This is a genomic window from Rhizobium lusitanum, from assembly GCF_014189535.1.
In the GTDB taxonomy this organism is placed as follows: Bacteria; Pseudomonadota; Alphaproteobacteria; order Rhizobiales; family Rhizobiaceae; genus Rhizobium; species Rhizobium lusitanum_C.
In genome coordinates this window covers 761,145-774,885 of record NZ_CP050308.1, presented here as the reverse complement: position 1 = coordinate 774,885, position 13,741 = coordinate 761,145, and the positions used below count along the sequence as shown (strand labels likewise).

Sequence of the window (13,741 nt, the reverse complement as noted above, 5' to 3'; positions counted from 1 at the left end):
ATAGGTTTCGCGGCGTTCGGGGCGGTGACAGACCCCATCTCAGGCAGGGGTAGCATAGGTGGAATTTTCGACCGGGGATCATTTGCCGGAAGCCGGTGAAAAGAGCTGGTATCCGCCTGATGGTATGCGCCTCGGCGCCACCTTTTATGTCCGCAATGCCTTTCCCTGGCTCGGTCACTATTTCGGGGCGCAGACGATCGCGACCACCCTGTCGCCCGGGATTGGCGGCGTGTTATCCTGGGGCGGCCGCGTGCCGGCAAAGACGGCGGCGGCGATTGCGCGGTTGCGCGGTCTGCCGCGCTGGAATCTCGAAGACGGTTTTCTGCGCTCGGTCGGACTGGGGAAAGCGGGCGCCATGCCGCTCTCCATCGTGGTTGACGATCTCGGACTGCCGGTGGATGCGAGCCGGCCCTCGCGCCTCGAGTGGCTGATCGCCGGCGCAGACGAGGCAGGCGCGCTGGGCAAGGCCATCCGCGAGCAGATCGTCCTTCACAGGCTGTCGAAATACAATCACCTGCCGCACAGGGCGCCGACCATCGAGCGGACGACGAAGCGTCGCATCCTGCTGGTCGACCAGGTTGTCGGCGATATCTCCGTCGGCAAGGCGCTCGGTTCACGCGCCTCATTCGAGCGGATGCTGGCCGATGCGCTGGCAAGCGGCGCCCAATGTCTGATCCGGACCCATCCGGACGTCATGGCCGGCCACGCCAAGGGATATCTGACCACGGATACCGCCGCCAAGGGTGGTGTGATATTTCTCAATGATGCGGTATCGGTGGCGTCGCTTCTTGATATCGTGGACGAGGTCTGGACGGTCTCCAGCCAGTTCGGCTTCGATGCGCTGCTGCGTGGCATTCCGGTTCGCTGCTATGCCGCGCCCTTCTATGCCGGCTGGGGTGTAACGGAAGATCGTTTTGGCGTGCTTGCGAAAGTGACGCTTGCCGGGAACAGAACGAAGCTGCGAACGGTCGACCAGATCGCGGCCGCGGCTCTTTCGTTTTATCCGACCTATCGAGATCCCTCGAACTGGCAATTGATGGATGTCTTTCAGGCGATCGAGCTGATCGTTGCGCAGCAGCGTGCCGAAGCCTAGCAAAGATCTCGATTAGAGCATTTCCAGCGGCTTCTTCCGCGATGGCGGCGGGAAGGCGGCGTCGAGGGTGGCCCAGTCCTCATCGCTGATGTCGAGCGAAACGGCGCCGCGATTTTCCTCGACACGCTGCGGATTGGAGCTCTTGGGGATGGCGATCACATCGTCGCGCTCCAGCAGAAAGGCGAGCGCCACCTGGGCCGGGGTCGCCTGATAGGTCTTGGCGATATGGATTAAGTCCGGATGATGCAACAATCGGCCCTGTTCGATCGGCGAATAAGCCATGATTGGAATGTTACGCTCCTGGCACCAGGGCAGCACATCATATTCGATGCCGCGTCGAGCGAGATTGTAGAGAACCTGATTGGCGGCGACGTTGACACCGTCGGGCACCGCAAGCAGTTCCTCCATATCGTCGACATCGAAATTCGACACGCCCCATGCGCCGATCTTGCCGGCAGCCTTCAGGCTTTCGAAAGCGGCCACCGTTTCGGCCAGGCGATGCTCGCCGCGCCAATGCAGCAGATAGAGGTCAATGCGGTCGGTCTTCATCCGCTTGAGGCTGCGCTCACAAGCCTCGATCGTGCCCTTGCGGCTTGCGTTATGGGGATAGACCTTGCTGACCAGGAATACCTCGTCGCGCCGTCCTTCGATGGCCTTGCCGACGATTTCCTCGGAGCCGCCGTCGCCATACATCTCGGCGGTGTCGATCAGCATCATGCCAAGGTCGAGGCCGGCCTGCAGGCTGGTGATTTCATCTTCGGCGCGGGCGGTATTTTCGCCCATATTCCATGTGCCCTGGCCGAGTGCGGGCACCATGATGCCGGAGGGGAGGGTAACGGTGGGAATGGGATCGTGCATGGTCTATCCTCGTTGCCAACAAGGGCAAGGATAAGTCCGTTCACCGGGATTTCAATGAGGACCATTCATGTCACTGTGACAATCGTCGGATGGCATTCGAATCCAGGGCGAATTAGGGATGTGCCAGATATGCGCCGCCATGATATGGCGCATCGCAATGGATGAAATGGACACCGCTTGTCACAACGGAGCGATGTCCGAGGAGGCTTTATGGCGCTGGATACGTTTCTGGCTCTTCTACTGTTCGCTTTCACGACCTCGATCACGCCGGGGCCGAACAATATGATGCTGTTCGCATCGGGCGTGAATTTCGGTTTTCGCCGCACGATCCCGCATATGCTCGGCATTGGCGCCGGCTTCTTGTCGCTGCTGCTCGGTGTCGGACTGGGTTTGGGTGCGCTGCTGCATACTTTGCCGCTCCTTTACACCGTCCTGAAATTTGCCGGCGGCGCCTATCTCGTCTGGATCGCCTGGAAGATCGCCACTTCGCGCAGCATTGCAGAGAAGGAAAGCGGTGCGCAGCCGATGAGCTTCCTGAGTGCTGCGGCCTTTCAATGGGTCAATCCCAAGGCCTGGGTGATGGCTGTGACGGCGATGGCGACCTACACCAACGAGCAGCTTTATCTCGTCAGCGTCCTGCTCGTCGGCGTCGCCTTCGCAGCCGTCAATGTGCCAAGCGTCTCGACCTGGGCGGGCTTCGGCTCGGCTCTGCGCGACTGGCTCTCTGACCCGGTCCGGTTGAAATGGTTCAATATTACCATGGCGGTTCTCTTGGTTATCAGCCTCTGGCCGATGCTAAAATAGTGTAATCGCCGGCTTGTTGAGCATCAGCCAGATTATGCCGAGCACGGCGAAAAAGGCGGGAAAGCCGCAGGCAAACCAGATGCGATAGAGCCGATGATAGGCTGCTGGCAGCGGCAATCCCGTCGCTGATGCCGTGCGGGCGAGATTGCGCAGCCGGATCTGTATCCAGACCACCGGCAGCCAGAAGATTCCGGTGAAAACGTAGAGCAGCAAGGACAGGGCGATCCATCCCTCCTGAAGCGACCAGCCGATCGATTGCGCCAGAAGATAGCCGGTTACCGGCTGGAGAATGGCGGCAGTTGCGGTAAAGATCGTATCGGCGATGACGACCGTTCCGGCGACATGCGCAATGAGTTTGGGATCGCCGGTGCGATGCGCCATGACCATGAAGAAGGCGATGCCCGCGCCGGTTCCGAAAAGAACGGTGGCGCCGATGACATGCAAGAGACGAAGAAGCTCTTCCGCCAGCATCAGCGTTCCTCCAATACCGCGAGCGTCGCAACCGTCAAAAGGATCGATGGCAGGACTTTGACGAGCGGCCCGAGCGGATCGAGCCAAAGGGATGGTTCAAGCAAAGTGCCGCCAGTGAGATAGGCGAGGGTGACGACAAGCATTCCGTAAAGTGCCGCGCGTGAGAAAGGCCGCACCAGCACGAGCGCGCCGAGGGCAATATCGAGAAAACAGGTGGCGATCGTCAACGTCGTCGCCATGCCCGAGGACATGAAGGGCAGGAAATGCCTGCTTGCGGCGATCGGGGCCAGCAATGGCACAATTCCGGACGGCATCCAGAACAGCGCCAGGCCAGCGATCATCAGCGGTTTCAGCAGATAGAGGCGGGCGGACCACAAATCCTGAATGCCGGAAGGATTGGCATCGAGGATTTCTGCCACTGTTGCCAGAGGCTGGCCGGGACGGTGTTGCGCGTCCCCGCGGCTCAGAACGCCTTCGGACATCACCGCCATCGCAGTTGAGCGGAGCGGCGAACGCCATCCGAACCGCCCGGCGATATCCGCCGCCCATGTGACCGGTCTTGCCAGACCGGTCGGTATCGGCACGACTGGTGCCGGCGGAAGGCCGAGCCAGTTTCGATGAAGAGCGACCAGATCGCGGAGCGTCAACACGTCACCACCGGCGAGATCGATATCTGCGCCGGATGAAAATTGACCGGCGACTGCCTTTGAAACGGTCGCCGCGACGTCGTCGACCGAGACAGTTTCGATCGGGCTTTGCGCATGAATGAGTGGCAGGATGAAGGGCATGGCGGCAAGCGCGCGTAGCAGCGCCGTGCCGCCATGCGCGTTGCGCCCGATAACAAGTGCGGGTCTCAGGATCACATGGTTGAGTCCGCTGGCCGCCAGTGCTTCGTCGGCGCTGCGTTTCGTTGCCAGGAACGGTTGCTCCCTGCCGCCGCCGTCGGTGCGTGCAGAAATCTGCACGATAAGCTCAGTTCCGGATTGCTTGGCGGCAGCGTAGAGGGCGAGCATCGCTCTTTCCTGGGTCGCGGAGAGATCGTCCGAAAGCCCATCTTGAAGCGCGCCAGCGCAATTGATGACGGCCTGATGGCCACTCAGCAGCACCAGCCAGTCGGAAGGTTCCGTCATCGTCGCCAGATCGGCTTTGATCCAAGTGATCGAGGGATGTTTGATGCGCGCTCGGTCGGGATTGCGGGCGAGGCCCGTAACCACATGCCCGTCCGCGCGCAGTCGCGTCGCGACCACGGAGCCAATGAAACCAGTTGCGCCGAGAATCAGAATGTTCATGGCAATAGACTAGCCAAAAGCGCCAGCAAAGGCAGTGGGTTGCGGCATCTAAGCGCGGTTGAAACAATGAAGAAGGTGCTTGGCGACCGTTTGACCAAGGCTTAGACTTGAGTCTCATTCGACAGGGAGATCCATGATGCACGATCATGACGACCATCATCACCATGATCACGACAACCACTATTCCGACATGCAGGCCCGCGTGAAAGCGCTGGAGACGTTGCTGACGGAAAAGGGGTTGATCGATCCCTTGGCGATCGATGCCATCGTGGAGGCCTATGAGACGAAGGTCGGGCCGCGCAACGGGGCGCTGGTGGTGGCCAAAGCCTGGAGCGATCCGGAGTTTACCGACTGGTTGAAGCGCGATGCGGCGGCGGCGATTGCCAGCCTCGGTTTCACGGGCCGGCAGGGCGAGCATATGCGCGCGGTCTTCAATACGCCGGAGACCCATAACCTCGTCGTCTGCACGCTTTGCTCCTGTTATCCCTGGGCGGTGCTTGGCTTGCCGCCGGTCTGGTACAAGGCGCCGGCATACCGCTCCCGCGCAGTCATCGATCCGCGCGGCGTGTTGGCGGAATTCGGCCTGACCCTGCCGGAAGGCCAGAAAATTCGCGTCTGGGATTCGACGGCGGAACTGCGTTATCTCGTCATTCCCGAACGTCCGGATGGCACCGAGGGTTTGGATGAAGCGGCTCTGGCCGATCTCGTCAGCCGCGATGCCATGATCGGTACGGCGATCGCCAAGGCTCCGGAGGCGGCGATATGAACGGGCCGCATGATCTCGGCGGGCAGATGGGTTTCGGTCCGGTCGCGCCCGAGCCGAATGAGCCCTATTTCCATGCAGAATGGGAAAAGCGTGCGCTCGGCATCACGCTTTCCTGTGGCGCGTTCACTGCCTGGACCATTGATGAAAGCCGGCACGCGCGGGAAAGTATCCCGCCCGCAGAATACCTTGGCGCCAGCTACTACGAGATCTGGACGCGCGGTATCGAGATGCTGCTGGAAAGGCATGGCTTTGCTACACGCGAGGAATTGCAGGCCGGCCATTCGTCGCAGCAAGGGACGGTGCCGAAACGCGTGCTGAGGGCCGATATGGTTGCCGGCGCTCTCGCCAAAGGCGGTCCCTGCGACCGGCCGGTCGAGACCGCGCCGCATTTTGCGGTTGGTGATCGCGTGCGGACGAAGAACTTTAACCCAACGGGACATACCCGCCTGCCGCGCTATGCCCGCGCCAAGACGGGGGTGGTGGAGGCCGTGCAGGGCTCGTTCGTTTTTCCGGACGATAATGCCCATGGCAAGGGCGAGAACCCGCAATGGGTCTATACGGTCGTCTTCGACGCGCTGGAGATCTGGGGCGAGGGCGCCGATCCTTCGCTCACCATCTCCATCGACGCATGGGAGAGCTATCTTGAGCGCGTGTGAGGTAGTGTCACCCCTAGCGCAATCGCCGCAACTGCCGAAATCCGCCGATGGCGAGCCGGTCTTTCCCGAGCCCTGGGCGGCGGAGGCGTTTGCCATGACCGTGCATCTGCACGAGAAGGGGCTGTTCAGCTGGGGCGAATGGGCGGAGCGGCTTTCAGCCGAGCTGCACAAACCCGGTCGGGCAGAAGACGGCAGCGACTATTTCGATTGCTGGGTGGCGGCACTTTCTGGTCTGCTAGTCAGTCGTGGTGTCGCCGATGCCGGCGCGATCCTCGATCTGCAGAAAAGCTGGCAGCGCGCTGCGGAGGCAACGCCGCATGGCAAGCCGATCCTGCTGGAAAACGATCCGCGGCGCTGAACGGCTTTTACTGCTTGCGTCCATGGGCCGAATCCTGCCAAGTCGAGCCATGCAATTCGCGCCGCAACAAGATGAAGCCCTCAAGGCCGTTGCCAAATGGCTGAAAGAGGGGCGCTCGCCGCTGTTCCGTCTGTTCGGCTATGCCGGCACGGGCAAGACAACGCTTGCCCGGCATTTTGCCGAGCATGTCGATGGCGAAGTCCTGTTCGCGGCCTTTACCGGCAAGGCGGCTCAAGTGCTGCGCTCGCGCGGTGCCAGCAATGCCAAGACCATTCATTCACTGATCTATCGTCCGCGCGGCGAAGAATCCGTCGAGGATGAGGAAACCGGCAAGACCTCCATGGCGCCGATGTTCACCATCAATCGGCAGAGCCCGGTCGCCAAGGCGGCGCTGATCATCGTCGACGAATGTTCGATGGTGGACGAGGCGCTCGGCAAGGATCTGATGAGCTTCGGCACGCCGATCCTCGTGCTCGGCGATCCCGGCCAGTTGCCGCCGATCTCGGGAGGCGGCTTCTTCACCAACGAAGAGCCGGACTATCTGCTGACGGATATTCACCGTCAGGCCCGTGACAACCCGATCATCCAGCTCGCCATGCATGTGCGTGAGGGCAAGGAGATCATGCATGGCGACTACGGCGCGGCAAAGGTGATTTCGAAGAACGAGGTCACGCAGCCCTTGGTGATGGATGCGGACCAGGTGCTGGTTGGCACCAACCGCACCCGCAAGCGCTACAATCAGCGTCTGCGCGAACTCAAGGGCTTTGCGACCGAATATCCGCAATCCGGCGACAAGCTGGTGTGCCTGCGTAACGATCCCGCCAAGGGGCTGCTCAACGGCTCGCTCTGGCAGGTGATGACCTCTTCGAAGGAAACGACGAAGCCCGGCATCAACCTGCTTATCCGCCCGGAAGACGACGACATGGATCGGGGCGCGGCGAAGATCAAGCTTCTGAAGCAGGCCTTCGAGGATGTCGAGGGCGAGATTCCCTGGGCGACGCGCAAGCGCTATGATGAGTTCGATTACGGCTATGCGCTGACCGTTCATAAGGCGCAGGGTTCGCAGTGGAACAATGTGGTGCTGTTCGATGAGAGCTGGGCATTTCGCGACACGCGTGAGCGTTGGCTCTATACGGCGATCACGCGCGCCGCCGAGACGTTGACCATCGTCCGCTAGGTCCGCTTTTCTCCTTCGAAACGTTGACGATGACGCTCTTTGCATCCCGCGAGGGTGGGCGACATTGTCTCGAGCAAAAAATGATCAATCTTTTGCATGGATCGATGTTCGAATCTCGTTGGTCTTGCGGCGCGCAATGGCATAAAACGACGCCATCATCCTCTTTGAAAATCATGGATTTCGATCATGCCTGCCAAGCTTTCCGTGAACCTCAACGCCATCGCAATGCTGCGCAATCGGCGTGATCTGCCCTGGCCGAGCGTCACAGGGCTCGGACGCATTGCACTGGCCGCCGGCGCCAGTGGCTTGACGGTGCATCCGCGGCCGGATCAGCGGCACATCCGTTTCTCCGATCTGCCCGAGATCCGGGCACTGATCGACGACGAGTTTCCGGAAGCCGAGTTCAATATCGAGGGCTATCCGTCCGATGAGTTTTTCGATCTCTGCGCCTCGGTCGAACCCGAGCAGGTGACGCTGGTGCCCGACGATCCGTCGCAGGCGACTTCCGATCACGGTTGGGATTTCCGCAAAAATCATAACCTGCTTGCCGACGTCATCGTCCAATACAAGAAGATAGGCTGCCGTGTTTCGCTATTCGCCGATGGCGACGGCGACGCGGAAGCCATGCAGATCGCCAAGGCGATCGGCGCAGACCGTATCGAGCTTTACACCGGCCCCTATGGCGGCTGCTACGATGCGCCGGAGCGGGCGTCTGTCATTCTCGATGGTCTCGGCAAGACTGCGGACGCGGCCATCGCCAACGGCCTGGCCGTCAATGCCGGCCATGATCTGACGGTTGCGAATTTGCCGGCGCTGCTCAAGCGCATTCCGGCGCTCGCCGAAGCCTCCATCGGCCATGGGCTGACGGCCGATGCGCTGGAATATGGCATGGCCGAGACGGTGCGGCGGTTCTGCCGGGCTTGCGGGCAGGCGGTTTAAGGGGAGAGGTTTTGGTGCTGGTCAGGCGAGGGTGTCGTTGAGGCCGCTATAGTGCCTAGTCCCTCATCCTAGCCTTCTCCCCGCATCGCGGGGAGAAGGGACGACGGATATCCGAAAACTCAACCTAGCAGCGCAGCCTTATGCGCCTCGAAGAAGGCGCGCACTGTCTGTGGCTCCTTGCCCGTCAACTTGTTGAAATCATTGGTGAGGATGTCGAATTTGCCGGCGCGGGTGTTGGCGTCGGCGGAGACGAGCATGTCGACCACGAATTTTGGCAGACCGGCACCGGTGAGGCCAGCGGCGAATTGTTCGTCGTTTGCCTGCACGACCTCAAGCGGACGGCCGGTGATCTTGCTGACAACAGATGCAACATCTTCGATCGTCAAGGATGTGGAGCCGGTCAAGGTATAGGTTGCGCTTTCCGTCGTGTCGGAGGCGAGTGCTGCGGCAATGGCGAGTGCGCAGTCGTCGCGGCTGATGTTGCTGGTGCGGCCGCCGCCGGTCGCGGTGTACCATTTGCCGGCTTCGAGGCTATGCGGCAGGCCCATCAGGAAATTGTCGAAATACCAGGCGTCGCGCAGGATGGTGTAGCCGATGCCGCTCGCCTTGATGGCGTTTTCGGTGCCGAGGTGGTCGGGAGCGAAGCTGACGAGCGAACCCTCCGGGGCGGGCATGGAGGTGTAAAGGATATGCTTGACGCCGGCCTGCTTGGCGGCCTCGACGGCAGCCGTCTGCTGCTTCAGGCGCAGACCGGGAACTGCGAGCGCGTCCGTGCTGATGATCAGCAGACGGTCGACGCCGGCGAAGGCGGCGGGAAGAGTAGCGGTATCATCGAAATCGGCTTTGCGGGTAACGACGCCTTTGGCGGCGAGATCGGCGAGCTTCTCGGGGCTGCGGGTGGCGGCGATGATGCGGCCGGGCGCAACCTTGTAGGTTTCCAACAGGTGATGAATGACGCGCTGGCCGAGCTGGCCGGCGGCGCCGGTGACGAGAAGGGTGCTGCTCATATCTTTATCCTTGTTTGACCGCCGCGGACTCGCGAGGTTTGTCGCTCTCAAAAAGAGACTAACACTAGAATAGGAATTGACTTCGACCTGTAAAGGAGGCAGTTTTTCAGCTCTACGTTACCAAAAGGGAACCAGCATGAGCGCCAGCGCCGTCGTCAATCTGCGCAGCATAGAGGCACCGCTGCGTGCCGTCGATATCAGCAAACTCGATTTCACGAATTGCCCCGTGCGGGATCTGATTTCGCAGATCGGCGGCAAGTGGTCGATCCTGCTGCTTGAGGCATTGGCGCAGCGGCCCTATCGCTTCGGCGAACTGCGCCGGATGGTGCCCGATATTTCCCAGCGCATGCTGACCCAGACGCTGCGCGACCTGCAGCGAGATGGCTATGTCGGTCGTGAGGTATTCCCAACCAAGCCGCCGAGCGTCGAATACCGCATGACCGATCTTGGCCGCTCGCTCTACGTGCCGCTGGCGCCGCTTTTGAACTGGGCCGAGGCCAATCATGAAGCGGTGCGCGCCGCGCGCGTCCATTTCGATCAATCGCAGGACTGAGCGCGACCCCGTGAGATCCCTGAAAATTGCCATTGTCGGCGCCGGACCCGCCGGGCTTGCCGCTGCCCTGTTTCTGTCGCGTGCCGGCCATGAGACCGAGATTATCGAGCGTTTCGATAATCCCGCGCCGGTCGGATCCGCGCTGATGCTTCAGCCGACCGGGCTGACCGTACTGGAATCGCTCGGCCTTGGCCCCGCCATTCACGCGGCCGGCAATCGCATCGACCGGCTGTTCGGCACCGAGACGAAGCGTGGCCGTACCGTTCTCGACGTGCGCTATGACGCCTTGGCCGGCGGGCGCTATGGGCTCGCGGTTCATCGCGCGGCGCTGTTCGACACGCTTTATCATGAAGTCTCCGCGAGGAGACATCTGGTTTTCACCGGACGGCGGGTGGTCTCTTCGCTGGAAGAGGGCGGTCAAACCTATCTTGTCGTCGAGGGCAATGAGCGGCTGGGACCATATGATCTCGTCATCGACGCCAGCGGCGCGCGTTCCGAACTGGTCACGGCTTCGCCGGCCGCGCCGCGTGCACGCAATCTCACCTACGGTGCCTTCTGGGCGACGCTGGATTGTCCGGATGGATTGGTGGATGAGAGGGCGCTGACGCAGCGCTACGATCAGGCGAAGGTGATGATCGGCGTGCTGCCGATCGGGCGAAGGCAACCGGATGTGCCAAAGCAGGCGGCATTGTTCTGGAGCCTGAAGGTGGCGGATGTCGACGAGGTGCGCCGCCAGGGTCTCGATCGCTGGAAGGCGGCGATCCGCGGCTATTGGCCGGAATGCCAGCCCTTGCTCGATCAAATCAGCGATTGGGATCAGTTGACGCTGGCGCGCTACGCCCATCGGACCATGGGTACACCTTATAACGGCCGCACGGTATTTGTCGGCGATGCCGCGCATTCCACCAGTCCGCAGCTCGGGCAGGGCGCCAATATGGCGTTGCTGGACGTGGCCGCACTTGCGCATGCGCTGGCGGGCAACGAGGATATCGACACGGCACTTGCCTCCTATGCGAAAGCGCGGCGGCTGCATGTGCGGCTGTTCCAGCTGCTGTCGCTGGCGTTCACGCCGTTCTACCAGTCGGATTCGGCAGCTCTTGCCTGGTTCCGCGACCGGCTGGTTGCCACCATCGCCAAGGTGCCGCCGGGACCGCAGATATTGGCCTCGATTGTCTCCGGCACTCTAGTCGATCCCTTTGCGACGGCGGGCCTCAGCGAATGCGATTGGCTGCGGAACGTCGTCCCGCAGCTATCCTGATCATTTTCCCCGTTCGGTCAGGAAGATAAGCAAGGCCACGACCGGGAAAGCGACACCGATCCACGAGGTAAGGTTCCAGCCGCCGGTGGCATAAGCCCAGCCGCCGAGCGCCGAGCCGATCGCGCCGCCACCGAAGAATGTTGCCATGTAGAGCCCATTCAGGCGGCTGCGGTGTTCGGCGCTGAGAGCGTAGATGGCGCGCTGGCCGACGACGAGATTGGTCTGCACACCGAAATCGAGCATGATGCCGGAGAGCGTCAGCGTGATGAGCGCCAGCAGCGAGCCGCTGCCCGAGACATGGCCGATGAGGAAGGCGACGATGGCGAGAACCATGGCAGAGCCGGTGGCGAGCTTCGTCAAGCCACGATCGGCAAGACGACCGGCGATCGGCGAAGCGATGGCGCCTGCGGCACCAGCCAGTGCGAACAGGGCGATGCCGTTCTGCGTCAAGCCGAAGGCCGGGCTTGCCAGCAGCAGCGGCGTCGTCGTCCAGAACAGGCTGAAGGCGCCGAACATGCAGGCCTGATAGAGGGCGCGCCGTTGCAAGACCGGCGTATGCAGGGCGAGATGGCCCATCGACGAGAGCAGTTGACCATAATGCAGCTTGGTGTGTGGACGGCGGGTTGGCAGGACGATGCGCAGGATGACGGCAAGGACGATCATGACACCGGCGGAGATAATGTAAACGGCATGCCAGGAGAGCAGTTCCGACAGGAAGCTGGCCGCCGGCCGGGCCAGCATGATGCCACAGAGCAGACCGCTCATGACATTGCCGACGACCGCGCCGCGGCTGGCATCCGGCGCCATATGGGCAGCGAAAGGCACCAGTACCTGTACTGCGACGGAGGCAAGGCCAATACAGAGCGAGGCCAGCAGGAAGAGCGACGGCGACCATGCAAAGGCGGCGCCGACGAGCGCCACGGCCGCCAGTGCTACCAGCGTCAGCACCAGCCGGCGGTTTTCCAGGAGATCGCCGAGCGGCACGATCAGCAGCAGGCCGAGGCCATAACCGATCTGGGTCAGCGTCACGATCAGGCCGGTTGCCGCCGGCGTGAAGCCGAGCGCCTGGCTGATCGGGCCGGCCAGCGGCTGGCCGTAATAGAGATTGGCGGCCACCAGCCCGCAGGCGGCGGCGAACATGAAGGTCATCAACGGTGAAATGGTCTTTTCAGGGAGCGGTGTGCTCTCCCGCGTGGCGGCAGCGGTGGCAGGCATGTCTTGATCCTTGATGCGGTTGGGGGACGCAATCTCCCCCGCATTTTAGCGAGAAGTCAGTTCAGCAATGTCATGGCGGTCTCGAGGACAGCGATCATCTGCTCTCGGGTACGGCCGGTCTTACCGATCAGGCGCATGCCTTTCATCAGGCAATGCATCGTACGGGCGGTGTTTTCCGCGTCGAGATGGTTCGGCACCGAACCGTCCGTCTGTCCGAGGCGGATCAGGTCGACGAGATGCCGTTCGTCAGTTTCGAAAGCGAAGGCGACGCGGTTGGCAGCTTCCTCGTCAAAGAGCGCCAACTCGGTCGCGCTACCGACGACGAGGCAACCTCTGCGGCCAATGTCGCCGCAGGATGACTCCGCATAGAAGGTCACGAGTGCCCGCAGCTTTTCATAGCCGTTGGGGGCAGCAGAGAGACGCTCCTCCATGAGACCGCGCCGCACTTTACGATAGCGGTCGAAGGTGGCGAGAAAGACGCCGCGCTTGTCCCCGAACGCCTTATAGACGCTGCCGGCCGTCAGCCCCATGGCCTCGGTCAATTCGCTGATCGACGCAGCGTAATAGCCGCGCTCGGAAAAGACGCGCAGCGCCTCGTCGAGGGCTGCGTCCATGTCGAATTCCCGTGGGCGGCCGCGGAGTTTCGGCGAAATGTCCAGTGAGTCCGTTGTCATGCGGCTTCTTTAGGAAATGATCGTTTCCAAATCAAGCGGAATTTTGCGCCGCAACAAAATCGTGATGAGTTCGCCCGGTTTTCGGTGACCTCCGGCAGGTCTATTCGTAGAGGATCGCCATGTTGATGGTGTCGATATAGCGACCGTCTATGCAGGCGGATTTGCGCGATATGCCCTCCCGGACAAAGCCGACCCTTTCATAAAGGGCGATGGCACGGGGATTGTCGGCGTGCACGCTGAGTTCCACGCGCACGAAGCCCGCATCGCGCGCCACCTGCAGTGTGGCTTCTATCAGCCGCTGCCCCAGGCCTCGACCGCGATAGGAGGGAATGATCCCCATGCCGAGTTTGCCGCCATGGGCGTGCGAAGGGAAAAAATGGCGGCTGATATCGCACCACCCGACCACCGTTTCGCCGTCCAGCGCGACGAATTGCGGATTGCCGTCCCTGATCATGCCGAGCACGAAGCTACGTGTTTCCTCCAGAGGAAATGCTTCCAGCAGGGATAGATATTTTCGCTCACGCGCAACGGTATCGAGTGCCTTATGAAAACCCTCGATATGGTCGTTGGCAATCGGCAGTATCTGTATCTCGGTCGTGCTGGTCATGGATGTCGATATCCCC

Annotated in this window: 16 protein-coding genes; 9 read left to right on the top strand and 7 right to left on the bottom strand. The window is 61.5% G+C overall.

Annotated elements, in window-relative coordinates; translation table 11 throughout:
* Nucleotides 1–124 precede the first annotated feature (124 nt).
* Nucleotides 125–1,093 (top strand): capsular polysaccharide export protein, LipB/KpsS family, encoded by a 969-nt coding sequence (locus tag HB780_RS17575; protein WP_183697215.1) that lies wholly within the window; start codon nucleotides 125–127, stop codon nucleotides 1,091–1,093.
* A gap of 12 nt (nucleotides 1,094–1,105) precedes the next feature.
* On the opposite strand, the gene HB780_RS17570 is transcribed toward HB780_RS17575, so the two are convergent.
* Nucleotides 1,106–1,951, bottom strand: a complete 846-nt coding sequence (locus HB780_RS17570; RefSeq protein ID WP_183694274.1) for an aldo/keto reductase — start codon at nucleotides 1,949–1,951, stop codon at nucleotides 1,106–1,108.
* 210 nt (nucleotides 1,952–2,161) lie between these two features.
* Here HB780_RS17570 and HB780_RS17565 point away from each other — a divergent pair, with 210 nt between their 5' ends.
* Complete coding sequence (locus HB780_RS17565; RefSeq protein WP_183694271.1) at nucleotides 2,162–2,755, top strand: LysE family translocator; 594 nt, start codon at nucleotides 2,162–2,164, stop codon at nucleotides 2,753–2,755.
* Here the strand turns inward: HB780_RS17565 and HB780_RS17560 are convergent.
* Together HB780_RS17560 and HB780_RS17555 are read right to left on the bottom strand one after the other, a co-directional pair.
* Complete coding sequence (locus HB780_RS17560) at nucleotides 2,747–3,223, bottom strand: DUF2269 family protein (protein ID WP_183697212.1); 477 nt, start codon at nucleotides 3,221–3,223, stop codon at nucleotides 2,747–2,749. The genes HB780_RS17565 and HB780_RS17560 overlap by 9 nt on opposite strands.
* 2 nt (nucleotides 3,224–3,225) lie before the next feature.
* Nucleotides 3,226–4,515 (bottom strand): SDR family oxidoreductase, encoded by a 1,290-nt coding sequence (locus HB780_RS17555; RefSeq protein WP_183694268.1) that lies wholly within the window; start codon nucleotides 4,513–4,515, stop codon nucleotides 3,226–3,228.
* 136 nt (nucleotides 4,516–4,651) lie between these two features.
* Between HB780_RS17555 and nthA the strand changes: the two genes are divergently transcribed.
* The 5 genes from nthA (at nucleotide 4,652) to HB780_RS17530 (ending at nucleotide 8,411) form a co-directional block, all read left to right on the top strand.
* Nucleotides 4,652–5,281 (top strand): nitrile hydratase subunit alpha, encoded by a 630-nt coding sequence (gene nthA / locus HB780_RS17550; protein WP_183697209.1) that lies wholly within the window; start codon nucleotides 4,652–4,654, stop codon nucleotides 5,279–5,281.
* The gene (nthB, locus tag HB780_RS17545) at nucleotides 5,278–5,937 is read left to right on the top strand and encodes a nitrile hydratase subunit beta (RefSeq protein ID WP_183694265.1); all 660 of its coding nucleotides are present in this window, start codon (nucleotides 5,278–5,280) and stop codon (nucleotides 5,935–5,937) included. Before nthA ends, nthB begins: the two co-directional genes overlap by 4 nt.
* A complete protein-coding gene (locus HB780_RS17540) occupies nucleotides 5,924–6,295 on the top strand; it encodes a nitrile hydratase accessory protein (RefSeq protein WP_183694262.1) in 372 nt (123 codons plus the stop codon). The genes nthB and HB780_RS17540 overlap by 14 nt, the downstream gene beginning before the upstream one ends.
* Nucleotides 6,296–6,344: 49 nt before the next feature.
* Complete coding sequence (locus HB780_RS17535; protein ID WP_183697206.1) at nucleotides 6,345–7,472, top strand: ATP-dependent DNA helicase; 1,128 nt, start codon at nucleotides 6,345–6,347, stop codon at nucleotides 7,470–7,472.
* Nucleotides 7,473–7,658: 186 nt separating this feature from the next.
* The gene (locus HB780_RS17530) at nucleotides 7,659–8,411 is read left to right on the top strand and encodes a pyridoxine 5'-phosphate synthase (RefSeq protein WP_183694260.1); all 753 of its coding nucleotides are present in this window, start codon (nucleotides 7,659–7,661) and stop codon (nucleotides 8,409–8,411) included.
* Between the two features lie 119 nt (nucleotides 8,412–8,530).
* Here the strand turns inward: HB780_RS17530 and HB780_RS17525 are convergent, their stop codons facing one another.
* The gene (locus HB780_RS17525) at nucleotides 8,531–9,418 is read right to left on the bottom strand and encodes an SDR family oxidoreductase (RefSeq protein WP_183694258.1); all 888 of its coding nucleotides are present in this window, start codon (nucleotides 9,416–9,418) and stop codon (nucleotides 8,531–8,533) included.
* Between the two features lie 136 nt (nucleotides 9,419–9,554).
* Here HB780_RS17525 and HB780_RS17520 point away from each other — a divergent pair, with 136 nt between their 5' ends.
* Together HB780_RS17520 and HB780_RS17515 are read left to right on the top strand one after the other, a co-directional pair.
* Entirely contained in the window at nucleotides 9,555–9,971 is a 417-nt protein-coding gene (locus tag HB780_RS17520) for a winged helix-turn-helix transcriptional regulator (protein WP_183694254.1), read from the top strand.
* 10 nt (nucleotides 9,972–9,981) lie between these two features.
* Nucleotides 9,982–11,229 carry an FAD-dependent oxidoreductase gene (locus HB780_RS17515; protein ID WP_183694251.1) on the top strand — a complete coding sequence of 416 codons (1,248 nt, stop codon included), beginning with the start codon at nucleotides 9,982–9,984 and terminating at the stop codon, nucleotides 11,227–11,229.
* Here the strand turns inward: HB780_RS17515 and HB780_RS17510 are convergent, their stop codons facing one another.
* From HB780_RS17510 to HB780_RS17500, 3 genes are all read right to left on the bottom strand, one after another.
* Nucleotides 11,230–12,444 (bottom strand): MFS transporter, encoded by a 1,215-nt coding sequence (locus tag HB780_RS17510; protein WP_183694248.1) that lies wholly within the window; start codon nucleotides 12,442–12,444, stop codon nucleotides 11,230–11,232.
* Between the two features lie 56 nt (nucleotides 12,445–12,500).
* On the bottom strand, nucleotides 12,501–13,118 hold the full coding sequence (locus tag HB780_RS17505) for a TetR/AcrR family transcriptional regulator (protein ID WP_183694245.1): 618 nt from the start codon (nucleotides 13,116–13,118) through the stop codon (nucleotides 12,501–12,503).
* 100 nt (nucleotides 13,119–13,218) lie between these two features.
* On the bottom strand, nucleotides 13,219–13,725 hold the full coding sequence (locus tag HB780_RS17500; RefSeq protein ID WP_286203128.1) for a GNAT family N-acetyltransferase: 507 nt from the start codon (nucleotides 13,723–13,725) through the stop codon (nucleotides 13,219–13,221).
* Between the last annotated feature and the right edge of the window lie 16 nt (nucleotides 13,726–13,741).

Excerpts from the sequence above, each read along its gene's own strand:
- HB780_RS17575 (WP_183697215.1), top strand. The coding sequence starts at position 125 with ATGCGCCTCGGCGCCACCTTTTATGTCCGCAATGCCTTTCCCTGGCTC.
- HB780_RS17570 (WP_183694274.1), bottom strand. The coding sequence starts at position 1,951 with ATGCACGATCCCATTCCCACCGTTACCCTCCCCTCCGGCATCATGGTG.
- HB780_RS17565 (WP_183694271.1), top strand. The coding sequence starts at position 2,162 with ATGGCGCTGGATACGTTTCTGGCTCTTCTACTGTTCGCTTTCACGACC.
- HB780_RS17555 (WP_183694268.1), bottom strand. The coding sequence starts at position 4,515 with ATGAACATTCTGATTCTCGGCGCAACTGGTTTCATTGGCTCCGTGGTC.
- nthA (WP_183697209.1), top strand. The coding sequence starts at position 4,652 with ATGCACGATCATGACGACCATCATCACCATGATCACGACAACCACTAT.
- nthB (WP_183694265.1), top strand. The coding sequence starts at position 5,278 with ATGAACGGGCCGCATGATCTCGGCGGGCAGATGGGTTTCGGTCCGGTC.
- HB780_RS17535 (WP_183697206.1), top strand. The coding sequence starts at position 6,345 with ATGCAATTCGCGCCGCAACAAGATGAAGCCCTCAAGGCCGTTGCCAAA.
- HB780_RS17530 (WP_183694260.1), top strand. The coding sequence starts at position 7,659 with ATGCCTGCCAAGCTTTCCGTGAACCTCAACGCCATCGCAATGCTGCGC.
- HB780_RS17525 (WP_183694258.1), bottom strand. The coding sequence starts at position 9,418 with ATGAGCAGCACCCTTCTCGTCACCGGCGCCGCCGGCCAGCTCGGCCAG.
- HB780_RS17520 (WP_183694254.1), top strand. The coding sequence starts at position 9,555 with ATGAGCGCCAGCGCCGTCGTCAATCTGCGCAGCATAGAGGCACCGCTG.
- HB780_RS17510 (WP_183694248.1), bottom strand. The coding sequence starts at position 12,444 with ATGCCTGCCACCGCTGCCGCCACGCGGGAGAGCACACCGCTCCCTGAA.
- HB780_RS17505 (WP_183694245.1), bottom strand. The coding sequence starts at position 13,118 with ATGACAACGGACTCACTGGACATTTCGCCGAAACTCCGCGGCCGCCCA.
- HB780_RS17500 (WP_286203128.1), bottom strand. The coding sequence starts at position 13,725 with ATGACCAGCACGACCGAGATACAGATACTGCCGATTGCCAACGACCAT.